11 protein-coding genes are annotated in these 12,024 nt (G+C 64.5%); 2 read left to right on the forward strand and 9 right to left on the reverse strand.

The features are described from left to right. From clpA to AC1D00_RS09120, 4 genes are all read right to left on the reverse strand, one after another. On the reverse strand, positions 1-2,163 hold a 2,163-nt coding region (gene clpA, locus AC1D00_RS09105; protein WP_477010440.1), incomplete at its 3' end, for an ATP-dependent Clp protease ATP-binding subunit ClpA. A gap of 292 nt (positions 2,164-2,455) precedes the next feature. Further along, positions 2,456-2,788: an ATP-dependent Clp protease adapter ClpS gene (clpS, locus tag AC1D00_RS09110; RefSeq protein WP_027548135.1), complete on the reverse strand. Its 333-nt coding sequence runs from the start codon at positions 2,786-2,788 to the stop codon at positions 2,456-2,458. Positions 2,789-3,204: 416 nt separating this feature from the next. After that, the gene (locus tag AC1D00_RS09115) at positions 3,205-3,477 is read right to left on the reverse strand and encodes a hypothetical protein (RefSeq protein ID WP_477010441.1); all 273 of its coding nucleotides are present in this window, start codon (positions 3,475-3,477) and stop codon (positions 3,205-3,207) included. Between the two features lie 193 nt (positions 3,478-3,670). Next, the gene (locus AC1D00_RS09120) at positions 3,671-4,009 is read right to left on the reverse strand and encodes a phasin family protein (protein ID WP_027548137.1); all 339 of its coding nucleotides are present in this window, start codon (positions 4,007-4,009) and stop codon (positions 3,671-3,673) included. A 389-nt stretch (positions 4,010-4,398) separates the two neighbouring features. Here AC1D00_RS09120 and AC1D00_RS09125 point away from each other — a divergent pair, with 389 nt between their 5' ends. Then, positions 4,399-6,234: a serine hydrolase gene (locus AC1D00_RS09125; RefSeq protein WP_404557068.1), complete on the forward strand. Its 1,836-nt coding sequence runs from the start codon at positions 4,399-4,401 to the stop codon at positions 6,232-6,234. A 221-nt stretch (positions 6,235-6,455) separates the two neighbouring features. Here the strand turns inward: AC1D00_RS09125 and AC1D00_RS09130 are convergent, their stop codons facing one another. The 4 genes from AC1D00_RS09130 to AC1D00_RS09145 all read right to left on the reverse strand — a co-directional run bounded on the left by AC1D00_RS09130 (position 6,456) and on the right by AC1D00_RS09145 (position 10,257). Then, positions 6,456-7,181: a DnaJ domain-containing protein gene (locus tag AC1D00_RS09130; RefSeq protein ID WP_404557070.1), complete on the reverse strand. Its 726-nt coding sequence runs from the start codon at positions 7,179-7,181 to the stop codon at positions 6,456-6,458. Positions 7,182-7,256: 75 nt separating this feature from the next. Continuing rightward, positions 7,257-8,006 (reverse strand): vWA domain-containing protein, encoded by a 750-nt coding sequence (locus tag AC1D00_RS09135; RefSeq protein WP_027548140.1) that lies wholly within the window; start codon positions 8,004-8,006, stop codon positions 7,257-7,259. A 120-nt stretch (positions 8,007-8,126) separates the two neighbouring features. Next, positions 8,127-8,987 (reverse strand): alpha/beta fold hydrolase, encoded by an 861-nt coding sequence (locus AC1D00_RS09140; RefSeq protein WP_477010442.1) that lies wholly within the window; start codon positions 8,985-8,987, stop codon positions 8,127-8,129. A 346-nt stretch (positions 8,988-9,333) separates the two neighbouring features. Further along, a complete protein-coding gene (locus AC1D00_RS09145; protein ID WP_477010443.1) occupies positions 9,334-10,257 on the reverse strand; it encodes a division plane positioning ATPase MipZ in 924 nt (307 codons plus the stop codon). A gap of 282 nt (positions 10,258-10,539) precedes the next feature. Between AC1D00_RS09145 and panC the strand changes: the two genes are divergently transcribed. Continuing rightward, positions 10,540-11,391: a pantoate--beta-alanine ligase gene (gene panC / locus AC1D00_RS09150; RefSeq protein WP_477010444.1), complete on the forward strand. Its 852-nt coding sequence runs from the start codon at positions 10,540-10,542 to the stop codon at positions 11,389-11,391. A gap of 83 nt (positions 11,392-11,474) precedes the next feature. On the opposite strand, the gene AC1D00_RS09155 is transcribed toward panC, so the two are convergent. Beyond that, entirely contained in the window at positions 11,475-11,915 is a 441-nt protein-coding gene (locus AC1D00_RS09155) for a DUF1489 family protein (RefSeq protein ID WP_011087921.1), read from the reverse strand. Positions 11,916-12,024 lie beyond the last annotated feature (109 nt).

Here is a 12,024-nt window from a genome sequence, read left to right on the forward strand (position 1 = left end):
CTTGATGTGCTCCTGGATCACGCGGGCCATCGGCCGCGCGCCCATCTGCTCGTCATAGCCGTGCTGAACCAGCCAGGTCTTGGCGGGCTCGGACAGCTCGATGGTAACGTCGCGGTCGCCGAGCTGCGCTTCGAGCTGAAGCACGAACTTCTCGACCACCGTGCCGATCACCTCGACGCTGAGATGGCCGAACGAGACGATGGCATCGAGGCGGTTGCGGAATTCCGGCGCGAACTGCCGGTTGATCGCCTCGTGGTCGTCGCCTTCCCGCTTCGAGCGGGTGAAGCCGAACGCCTGCTTGGCCAGATCCGAAGCACCCGCATTCGTGGTCATGATCAGGATCACGTTGCGGAAGTTGACCTGCTTGCCGTTGTGGTCGGTGAGCCGGCCGTGATCCATGATCTGGAGCAGCACGTTGTAGAGGTCGGGATGCGCCTTCTCGATCTCGTCGAGCAGCACCACGCAATGCGGATGCTGGTCGACGCCGTCGGTGAGCAGGCCGCCCTGGTCGAAGCCGACATAGCCGGGAGGCGCGCCGATCAGGCGCGACACGGTGTGCCGCTCCATGTATTCGGACATGTCGAAGCGCAGCAGCTCGACGCCGAGCGACGCCGCGAGCTGCTTTGCGACCTCGGTCTTGCCGACGCCGGTCGGGCCCGAGAACAGGTAGCAGCCGATCGGCTTCTCCGGCTCGCGCAGGCCGGCACGCGCCAGCTTGATCGAAGCGGCGAGCGACTCGATCGCCTTGTCCTGGCCGAACACGGTGCGCTTCAGCGTCTGCTCGAGATGCTTGAGCACCTCGGCATCATCCTTCGACACGCTCTTCGGCGGGATCCGCGCCATCGAGGCGATCGTGGTCTCGATCTCCTTGATGCCGATGGTCTTCTTGCGCTTGTTCTCGGCAACCAGCATCTGCGCCGCGCCGGATTCGTCGATCACGTCGATCGCCTTGTCGGGCAGCTTGCGGTCGTGGATGTAGCGCGAGGAGAGCTGCACCGCAGCCTCGATCGCCTCATTGGTGTACTTCAGCCGGTGGTAATCCTCGAAATACGGCTTGAGACCCTTGAGGATCGCGATCGCGTCCTCGACCGTCGGCTCGTTGATGTCGATCTTCTGGAAGCGCCGCACCAGCGCGCGGTCCTTCTCGAAGTGCTGGCGGTATTCCTTGTAGGTGGTCGAGCCCATGCAGCGGATCGTGCCCGAGGCAAGCGCCGGCTTGAGCAGGTTCGAGGCATCCATCGCCCCGCCCGACGTCGCGCCCGCACCGATCACGGTGTGGATCTCGTCGATGAACAGGATGGCGTTGGGATGTGCTTCGAGCTCCTTCAGCACCTGCTTCAGGCGCTCCTCGAAGTCGCCGCGATAGCGCGTGCCCGCGAGCAGCGTGCCCATGTCCAGCGAGAACACGGTGGCAGCCGCCAGCACCTCCGGCACCTCGCTGTCGACGATGCGCTTGGCGAGGCCCTCCGCGATCGCGGTCTTGCCGACGCCTGCTTCGCCCACGAACAGCGGGTTGTTCTTCTGCCGGCGGCACAGCACCTGGATCGCGCGGTTGATCTCGGAATTGCGTCCGATCACCGGATCGATCTTGCCGTCGCGCGCCTTCTTGTTGAGGTTGACGCAATAGGTCTCGAGCGCTTCGCCCTTCTTCTTGGCGTCGTCGCTGCCCTTGGTCTCGGTCTCCTCGTCGACGCCGCGCACGGGGCGCGCCTCGGAGACGCCCGGCCGCTTGGCGATGCCGTGGCTGATGTAGTTGACGGCGTCGTAGCGCGTCATGTCCTGCTCTTGCAGGAAGTACGCGGCGTGACTCTCGCGCTCGGCGAAGATCGCGATCAGCACGTTGGCACCGGTCACCTCTTCGCGACCGGAGGATTGTACGTGGATCACCGCGCGCTGGATCACGCGCTGGAAACCGGCGGTCGGCTTGGCATCGTCGGCGCCATCCGTCACCAGATTCTCGAATTCGGTCTCAAGATAGTTGACGAGGCTCGTACGGAGCTTGTCGAGATCGACGCTACAGGCGCGCATGACGGCGGCTGCATCGGAGTCGTCGATCAGGGAGAGCAAGAGATGCTCGAGCGTCGCGTATTGGTGATGACGCTCGTTTGCGATCGCCAGCGCACGATGCAGGGATTGTTCAAGGCTTTGGGAAAAAGTCGGCATTCGCGTCCTCTATGGCCCCCACCATCATGATCGTCCTCGCCCGGTCAGGCAACAACAACCTTTGTCACATATAGTTATACAAGACCGCGGCGAAAGACCGGTTCCGCGACTCGGCAGCTAGCCATCTGCGGTATTTTTCGATGCAAAACCCGTTCCGATTTGGGCGGGATCGGCGCCGGTTCAGAATTCCGCAGTTCTGCCGGCTGCAACGGACATCGCGCGCAGGCACCACGCGGCGGTCCACTGCGACATACACAAGCAAGAGCCGGCTACGAACGCGCCGTGAGGTGACTTATTTCTTCTCCATCACGCATTGCAGCGGATGCTGGTGCTTGCGGGCGAAGTCCATCACCTGCGTCACCTTGGTCTCGGCGATCTCGTAGGTGAACACGCCGCATTCGCCGATGCCGTGATGGTGGACGTGCAGCATGATCTTGGTCGCCGCCTCGACGTCCTTCTGGAAGAACTTCTCCAGCACGTGGACCACGAACTCCATCGGCGTGTAATCGTCGTTCAGGATCAGAACGCGATACAGGTTCGGCCGCTTGGTCTTCGGCTTGACCTTGGTGATGACAGAGGTGTTCGGCCCCGTCGGGCTGCCGGAACGGTTCTCGTCGTTGCTCATCCGGGGAGCGCGGGCGGCGGCGGCCGCAGGCAGGTCGAGGCTGGAAGTCAATTGCGGCATGGCTCAGGCGTTCAAATTCCCCACGGAAGCAGTGACGGCCCGCCGCGCGGCCCCGCCTTTCGGAGCTTCGCGCTGGCGCACCGCGTTTTGGGATCGCCGCTTCCAACCGGTCCGGTCCAAACCAGATCGATTGCGAGAATATGGGTCTGCCCCCGGCTCGCCGCAAGCGTGCAAGCTCCGGCTGCCGCGGTCCCGATTCCCGATCCGGGCGATCCTGACCGAGGTTAGTCAATCCGGACCGGTTTGACAAAAATTTCCGCGGCGCCGTCTCGAACATGGTGACCAGGAACCGGCCGTTAACGCGACCGCGACGGTTTCGCGCGGGACCATCTCCGGGCTTCTACGGTACCTGCTGTTCAATCGCGTGACGCGAAATCGGGCAAAATCGGAGATCTCAAGGATTGCCAGCCTCGCCTGCCCTGCCCTGTGACAGCCGCGTCCGTCGAGAGCTTGCGCGTCTTGCAGCCGCCGAACACGGGCCCGCTCCTCAATGCAGGCGGCGCTCGATCGTCAGGCACCATCACCACGTCGCAGATCAGGACCAAGGCGCAGGCCCATTTCAACGTGCTGTTCACCGGCGCCAACTCGCTGCCGACGGACAGCGTCGCCGCCACTTGGACCGCGAGCACAGCATTGATCCCACGAACACCACGCCGACGAGTGCGACCTCGGGCGTGCTGCCATATTGCGCGCGCAACACCGACAAATTCTACTTGCTCACGCCGGCAAACCAGACCGCGCGCTGAGACGGATCCGTCGCGACAAACGAAAAAGCCCGGCTGGTTCAGCCGGGCTTCTTGCTTCCAGGATGTCCAGGAAAGGTTAGTTGGCGGCCGGGGTGAACTTCGACACGATGGTCTCGACCGGCTTGAACGCCTGCTTGGCGAGATCGCTGTAGAGGCCGGCGATCTTCTGCGATTCCGCGACGAAGGTCTCGTAGGAGGAACGGGCGAAGTCGGTCTGCGCTTCCATCGCCTTGTCCAGCGACTTCACGCCGGAAAGCTTCTCGACGAAGGACTTGGTGTCTTCGAACGACTTCTTGGTGTAGTCGCCATAGGCGCTGGCGATCGCCTGGAGGCCGTGCTGCACCGAGGTCGCGGAGGCGACGCACTGCTCGAACTGCTCTTTCCCGTAGCTCTGAAAGTCTTCAACTTTGAACATTTCGGAATCCTTTTCCCTGGCTCGCGTCCGGAAGCCCCGGCTCCCTGACATTGCCCACAAATAGTGCAACGCACAAAAAAGTCAAGAATCTTGTGCGACGCACAAAAATTAGATCCAAACCGTGGAGATTCCCGGGGTTTCCCGCAAGGGTTCCTTAAGCTTTTGGAAACCGCGGACCCCTACTTTGATTCCCTGGACGTGTTCAGCTTCCGCAAGCGGCCAAAAGCCGTTTGAGAACATCACCTTAGCCAGAACAGCGGCTCAGGCCCAACGTCCCCCGCGGCGGACACCCGCGGAGGGGCAGCCTGAGCAGGTAATGATCCCGGGTCGATTGGGCACAATTTCGCCTCACGGGCCGGTGATCAAGTCAGAAACGGGGACGGGGTTTCATGCTTCGTAAAAACTTGTCTTCCTCGCGCTTGGCGCGGGTCGGGGTTTTCGGGCTTCTTACGGTCACCACCGCGGTCATCTTCACCACCGATGCTGCCGAGGCGCGGCGTCACCGCCGCCATTACGCGCACCACCGGGTGCAGCGCGATGTGTCCGAGAGTTCAAGCCCGAAATTCGCGTCGATCATCGTCGACGGCAATTCCGGCTCCGTGCTTCAGGCAACGAGCCCCGACGGGATCCGCCATCCGGCCTCGCTGACCAAGATCATGACGCTCTATCTGCTGTTCGAGCGTCTCGAGTCCGGCAAGATGAAGCTCGACACCGAGTTGCCGGTGTCGCAGCACGCCGCCGATCAGGATCCGACCAAGCTGAACCTGCGTGCCGGCCAGACCATCCGCGTCGAGGACGCGATCAAGGGTCTCGTCACCCGCTCCGCCAACGACGCCGCCGTGGTGATCGCGGAAGCGATCGCCGGCGACGAGGACGACTTCGCCCAGATGATGACGCGCAAGGCGCGTTCGCTCGGAATGTCCAAGACGGTCTACCGGAATGCCAACGGCCTTCCCAACGACGAGCAGGTCACGACCGCGCGCGATCAGGCCACGCTCGGCCGCGCCATCCAGGAGCGCTTCCCGCGCTACTACCGCTATTTCGCGACCTCGACGTTCAACTGGCGCGGCCAGTCGATCCGGAACCATAACCACCTGCTCGGCAGCGTCGAGGGCGTGGACGGCATCAAGACCGGCTACACCCGCGCCTCCGGCTTCAACCTCGTGAGCTCGATGCGCCGCGGCAACCGCCACCTGATCGGCGTGGTGCTGGGCGGCCGCAGCGGCGGTTCGCGCGACGCCATCATGCGCAACCTGCTCGCCGAGAATCTCGAGAAGGGCGCGACCACGCACACCGTCGCCGCAGTCACCGAGCGCAACGGCTCTGACGCCGCTGCCGAGGTCGCGGATGCGTCAGATACCCCGGCCCGCACCGCTCCGCAGGCCCAGGCCGCCGCCGTCCCTGCTCCCGAAGCGGCCCCGTCGCGTCTTGCCTCGCGTCTGTCCACGCTTGCGGCCGCCACCGCCGCAATGCCGCCCGCTCAACCCAAGCCTGAAGCTCGGCCGACTGAATCCAAGATCGAGCCCGCGCCGCTCACCAATGGCGTGATCTCCAGCCAGCCGCTCTCGATCATCCCGGGCTCGTCCGAACCGATGAAGCCGGTCCGGGTCAAGACGGTGCAGGTCAAGGCCGGCGCCGTGAAGGTCGCCTCCGCCGCTCCGGCTCAGGTCGCTCCGCAGGTTACCAGCACGGTTGCGTCCCGCTCCGACGTCGCGGAAACCTCCGGCGCCGTCGTCGCCCGGGCCGATCTGATCAACAAGCCCGAATTCCAGAGCCAACCGGAAGCGCCGAAGGCGGAAGTCGCCCGCACCGAGCTGCCGCGGCAGCCGGCCGGCTTCGGCACCGGCAACGGCGTCCTCGGCGTGCTGCCGGCTGCAACCGCCGCCGCGCCCGCCCCGGCCGCTCCGAAACTCGCGTCCGCCGACCCGGCGCCGCAGCCGATCCAGATGAGCGCCACCACCAAGCCGGTCGTCACCCACAGCGGCTGGATCGTCCAGGTCGGCGCGCTCGAGAGCGAGAACGAAGCCCAGCAGCGCATCGATGCCGCGCGCAGCTCGGCCCGCGGCCTGCTCAGCAAGGCCGATCCGTTCACAGAGCCGGTCGTCGCCAAGGACAATCGCAAGCTCTATCGCGCCCGCTTCGCCGGGCTCGAGCGGGATCAGGCCGAAGCCGTCTGCCGCGCCCTGAAGCGCGCCGACATCTCCTGCATCACCGTCCGCAACTGATCTCCTGCACCGTTCCGAAAAAAATGCCCGCGCCTTGCGCGGGCATTTTTGTTTTCGGCATGCGGCCGCCAAAGTCAGTTCCGCGACAACCTCTCGTCAACAATTTACGGTTAAATTTCTACTCAAGAGATCGACCACGCCGACAATGGCGGGCATCGGGGCGACGACAGACAGAGCAACGGAGCTCACGCGGTACGAGCGTTTGTAGCGTGGTGCCGGAGTTAGCCGTTATGCGTGCGAAGCAGAGTATCCTTGGCCTCGTTTACCCGGGCAGCGAGATACGTCGAGCCCCCCTGGTCGGGATGGAGTTTCTTCATCAGGGACTTGTGGGCCCGGCTGATGTCGTCACGCCCCGCTCCCGGCTGCAAGCCAAGGATCTGATAGGCCTCCTCCGCCGTCATTTTGCCGCTCGCCGCCGTGCGGCGCTGCCCCCCTGCCGCATCGCCCTGCGCGTTCTGACGCCAGGCGGGAAACCGGCGGTCCAGATAGCTTTCAAGTAAGGCCACGCTCTCGGCGTCGAACGCCGGGACCATCGCCAGCAGGCCGGCGAGATCGAACTCGTCGAGATCGTGCCCGGCGTGAGGCCCGGCAACGATCTGGCCTCCGAGCCGGCCAGAATCGTGGTCGAGCCGCATGTCGAGGAATTGCGAGCGCACGCGCGAGGCCTGCCCGGACGCGGGCGCCGCGCCGCCACCGAACAGCCCGCCGAAATTGCCGAAGCCGGCATTCGCCAACGGCGTCCAGCCGAGCAGCCCGGCGCCGAAAATCCCGAGCGGGATCGCGACCGCCAGCTCGCCCCGCAAGCCCGTGAAAGCCGCAACCGCCAGCGCCACCACGCCGCCGCCGAACTTGATGGTGCGCGCCAGCACCGCGGGATTGGCGGCGCGGAACATCTGAAGCAGCAGATAAAGCGTGATAACGGCGACAGCGCCGGCGATCAGGGTCATGACCGGAATATAGGCGCCCTGTTGCCAAAAAGCATGGCGTCCTTTCGCCCGTCCGCATTTGGCGGATGTGACCGGCTACTTCATCTGGCCGATCAGCTGGGCCGCACCGCTCGCGCTCTTCGCCAGCTTCAACAACGCCTCGCGGCCGCCGGCGGCATAGGTCGCGGCTGCCCGCAACAGCTCGCGCAGCTGTGCCGCCGCGCCGGGATCAAAACGGCACCAGGCACCGCCGGTCAGGCGCGCGATCTCGCGAAAGGCCTGCTCCGCCACCGCGTCATGCCCTTCCTGAAACACGAACACCGGCACCTTGAGCATGCCGAGCTCGCCGGCCTTGGCGCAGAGCTCGTCAACCTGCTCCTCCATCGCGTCGCCGACGAAGACCACGGCCCTTACGCCCGATGCGACGGCCTCGCGCCGCGCCTCGCTCAGCACCTTGCCGATCTGGGTGTCGCCGCCGCGGCAATCGATCTTGCTCATCAGGGTCGCGAGCCTGGCGCTGTCGGAGATCCACCCCGTGGCACGGCACTCGTTGAAGCCGCGGTAGTAGACCAGCCGGATGTCGAGACTGCCGAGCGCCGCGGTCTCACGAAACATGTCGGCCTGGAGCGCGCAGGCCATGTCCCAGGTCGGCTGCCGACTCATCGTCGCATCCAGCGCGAAGATCAGCCGCCCTTTCGCGCCCGGAGCATGCGGTGACAGCGCACGCGCCTTGGCGACAAAGGCGGCGATATCGTCCGAGGTCGACGTCCCGGCCTGCGGCACCGCGCCGCCTGCTTGTGGCGAGACGGCACCGCGGCCGCGCGGTTTGATAGGTTCGCCCGACATGCCTTGGCCCAGTGTGAACGGCTAATGTGGTTAGCGCGTGCAGCCCGGTCAATGTGCAAAGCCTCCGCGGGCGGGCGCCGGCGGAGGCTTTGAAAGTCGTTTCTCACTATGATGGATACGTCAGCTCTTGGCGGGCGCCATCAGGGCGACCGGACCGGGCTCGAGAATATTGGGCGGGGACGATTGCGTATCAACCGGCGCCACCTCGCTGTCAGTCGTGCTCAGGAACTTGTCGAGCATGCTCTGGATCGAGTTCTTGGCCACATCCGGACCGGTGTCGCGCATGTCGTTGTGCTGGAATTCGGTCTTCACGACCTGGATGCCGGCCTTCTCGCATTCCTCGTCGCTCGGGATCACGCCCGCATCGGCCTTGAACTGCGGATCGGTGGAGCGGAACGACAGGATCTTGAACTTGCCGGCGGTGACGAACGGCACGCGCAGATTGTCGAGCGTGACGACCTTCTTGACCTCATCCGGATACTGCTTGGCGAAGTACATCGTGATGTCGCCGCCCATGGAGTGGCCGACCATCGTCACCTTCTCGTAATCGGCGTTGGGCTGAACCTTCTTCATCTCCTGCATCGCCAGATGGATGTTGGCCACACCGCGCAGGATCTGCGGCAACCGGCCGACATAGAGCTCGCCGGGCTTGGTCACCATCGGAGGATCGGTCGGCAAATCATGCTGCGGGCTCACGACGAGGTAGCCGCGCGCAGCGAAAATGTTGGCGAGGAAGCCGTACTCGGTGTTCTTGACGGTGTTGCCGTGGTTGATCACGGCCACAGGCATCGTGATCATGCCGGCATCGGCCTGCATTTCCTTGTCGCGACGGATCGCGATATCGACAGGCACCGGACGGTTGTCGCGCGAAGCGTCGTAGAAGGTGATGGTCTCATGCCTGATCGCCCACTTGCTCGCCGTGAAATAGGCGACGCCGCAGAGGGCACTGACCGAAACCAGAACGRCAATTCCACGCTTCATTTTCGTCCTCAGCCTCAGGCTCTTGCGGCCTGAATCCCTGTTGAAAATCGTGTTGTTCCGGAGCTCTTCGGCCCCTGGTCGCCTATTCGCTAATATATGTCACAGGCACGTGACAGGAAGGCCAAATATTGTGAACCGGCAGCCCTTTCATTGTGCGCCGCACACGTTTCTTGGGCACCCCCTCTCTCATACGGCTACGTCAGGCTGTAGGTCACCATAGGACACAACCGGCCTCGATTGGGTTCAATTTCGCAGTAAACGTAGAATGAAAACGGCCGAAGGCGCGCTCAGTTCCCACGGGGACCAGCCCCATGAGGTTGCCCGGAAGTAGCGATATACCGCTAACTCAGGCGCCGAGGATGTCGTGGACCTCGAGCGGCTTGTCGACCTGGCTGAACCACTCGGCCCGATTGGCCGCGCGGCGGCGGCCGCGCTCGTCGAGYGGCAGCTTGAGCTGGCGGAGCAGGCTCGTCACCTCCTCCCGCGCAGTGAGATGGCCGAGATTGGGCCGCATGCCGAGCGTCGCCTCGTCGATCTCGTCGAGGGCGGTGAGGCCGCGCGGGAAAAATTCGCGGTAGACGACGCGCTCGGCGAAGCCGTCGACATAGCGGAAGCCGAGCCGCAGCGACAGATCCTTCAACCCCTCGGCGACGAGCTGCTTGTTGCGCGAGCCGAGCATGGACAGGCGGTTGCGCACCACGATCCAGTCGGTGCTCGAGCCGTCGAGCTGACGACGCTTGCGCCTGACATCGCGCACCATCTCGGCATAGTGGCTCTCGCCGGTGACCGCATAGTTGGCGGGGTCGACGGTGCCGAGCACGTCGAAATCGAGGAAGCTGTCGTTGATCGGCGTGACCAGCGTGTCGGCCATCGAGTGGGCGAGTCGCATCAGGTAGCTGTCGGTGCCGGGCGTATCGATGACGATGAAATCGAAACTGCTCTCGACCGCCGAGACCGCTTCCATGAACTGCTGGAACTCGGAGTTCTCGTTCTCGGCAATCTGCATGGTCTCGCCGAGCTTGATGCAGCGATGCACCGGCAACTCGAGGTCGAGCTTGGTGCGGCGAGCCCAGGCGGCGCGGTTGTAGATGTAGTGGGTGAAGCTTTGCTGGCGGCAGTCGAGATCGATGGTGGCGACGCGCTGACCGGCCTTCAGGAGCGCAACCGCGATATGCAAGGCCGTGGTCGATTTGCCGGAGCCGCCCTTCTCGTTACCCAGCACAACGACGTGCGCCGAGCCGGATTGGCCTTGGCTAGCCTGCACAAGCATGGTGATCCTCAACGCCCCTAAGCAATATCTTCGAGTTGACCGCGTCTGCGGTCAAGTGAAATGCGTGACAGGATAACGAAATCACAGCGCGTTAGTCGTCATCATGAATCGCATCGCCGCATCACGCCTGTGATCCAGCCCACGATGTCGCGACAGCCTCAGCAGCTTTGCGCGGGATGCTGTGCCGCATCCGGATGCATGGCGTCCACGATGGCTGCTTGTTAAGGTTAGCCGGCTGCGCTGCAGGCCGCGCCCAACCCATCCGCAAGCCCCCGAGTCCCGATGCAACGAAGCCCCCTGATCGCCCGTACGGTCCCTGCGCTCCGACGCGCCGTCGATAATCTTCGCAAGCGAAAGGCCACGATCGCGCTGGTCCCGACCATGGGGGCGCTCCATGACGGCCACGTGTCGCTGGTGCGCCTCGCCAGGCGGCGCGCAAGCCGCGTCGTGGTCTCGATCTTCGTCAACCCGACTCAATTCGCTCAGACCGAGGATTTCGGCGCCTATCCCCGGACCTGGAAGGCCGACATCGCCAAGCTCGCGGCCGAGGACGTCGACATCGTCTGGCACCCCGGCGTCGAGGCCATGTATCCGCAGGGCTTTGCAACCCGAATCGTGCCGGAGGGTCCGGCGCTGGCCGGCCTCGAGGACCGTTTCCGGCCCCACTTTTTCGGTGGCGTCGCCACCGTCGTCGGCAAGCTGTTCACGCAATGCGGTCCGGACCTCGCGATCTTCGGCGAGAAGGACTTTCAGCAATTGCGGGTGGTGACGCAGATGGCGCGGGATCTCGATCTCGGCGTCAAGGTGATCGGCTCCCGCACCGTGCGCGAGCGCGACGGGCTCGCGATGTCATCGCGCAACGTCTATCTCTCCCCGCAGGAGCGGCAGACCGCGACCACGCTCTACCGCGCCATGAAGGACAGCGCCGGGCGCATCCGCGCCGGCGAGGCCATCGCGCCGGCGATGGCGCGCGGCGCCGCGACAATCAAGGCGGCCGGCTTCGTGCTCGACTATTTCGAGGCCCGTCACGCCGAGACGCTGGCACAGGTCACCTCGCGCAAGGACGGCCCGTTGCGGATCCTGGTCGCAGCCAAGCTCGGCACGACCCGGCTGATCGACAATATCGCGGTCTGAAGCGCGATGACGACATCGCGCTTTAGGTTATTGTTTGAGCATGATCTTTCCGGAAAGCCGCTACGCGCTTTTCCGGATCATGCTCAGAGCAGCCCGAGATCGCGCAGCTCGCGCCGCATCGGCTCCGGCATTGCCGCGATGGTGCCCGCGGCGGACTTGCCGAGATCCGGCGGCACGGAATCATCGGCGAGATAGCGCCAGCCCTGGAACGGGCGCATCGGCCGCGGCGAGACCGGGATCACCTTCGGCTGCATCACGATCCGGCAGCGCCCGATGCCGTCCTTGTCGCGGAACGGCTCGATGCCGATGATCTTTTCGCGCGCGGCGATCTCGCCCTTGATCACCCAATAGAGCGACCCGCCCGAGAGGATCTCGGCGTCGCGCTTGGGCACCATGCGGGTGATGTGGATGTGATGTTGCGGCAGACCCTTCTTCTTGGCGGTCTGCATCCGTTCGGCCACCCACTCCTTCAATTCCTTGACGGAGTCGCAGCCGACGGCGAGCTTGATCAGATGGAGTGGCATGCCCCAGCATTAGCGGGCCGGCCGCAGGTTTTCAAAGCCGAACTATTCGTTATCCGCAGCCGCGGGAGCCGAAGCCGCGGGAGCCGAACCCGGCGGCGGCGCCAGCGGA

It is taken from the genome of Bradyrhizobium sp. P2_E8 (assembly GCF_056403875.1).

Excerpts from the sequence above, each read along its gene's own strand:
- AC1D00_RS09125 (WP_404557068.1), top strand. The coding sequence starts at position 4,399 with ATGCTTCGTAAAAACTTGTCTTCCTCGCGCTTGGCGCGGGTCGGGGTT.
- panC (WP_477010444.1), top strand. The coding sequence starts at position 10,540 with ATGCAACGAAGCCCCCTGATCGCCCGTACGGTCCCTGCGCTCCGACGC.
- AC1D00_RS09135 (WP_027548140.1), bottom strand. The coding sequence starts at position 8,006 with ATGTCGGGCGAACCTATCAAACCGCGCGGCCGCGGTGCCGTCTCGCCA.
- AC1D00_RS09120 (WP_027548137.1), bottom strand. The coding sequence starts at position 4,009 with ATGTTCAAAGTTGAAGACTTTCAGAGCTACGGGAAAGAGCAGTTCGAG.
- AC1D00_RS09155 (WP_011087921.1), bottom strand. The coding sequence starts at position 11,915 with ATGCCACTCCATCTGATCAAGCTCGCCGTCGGCTGCGACTCCGTCAAG.
- AC1D00_RS09130 (WP_404557070.1), bottom strand. The coding sequence starts at position 7,181 with ATGACCCTGATCGCCGGCGCTGTCGCCGTTATCACGCTTTATCTGCTG.
- clpS (WP_027548135.1), bottom strand. The coding sequence starts at position 2,788 with ATGAGCAACGACGAGAACCGTTCCGGCAGCCCGACGGGGCCGAACACC.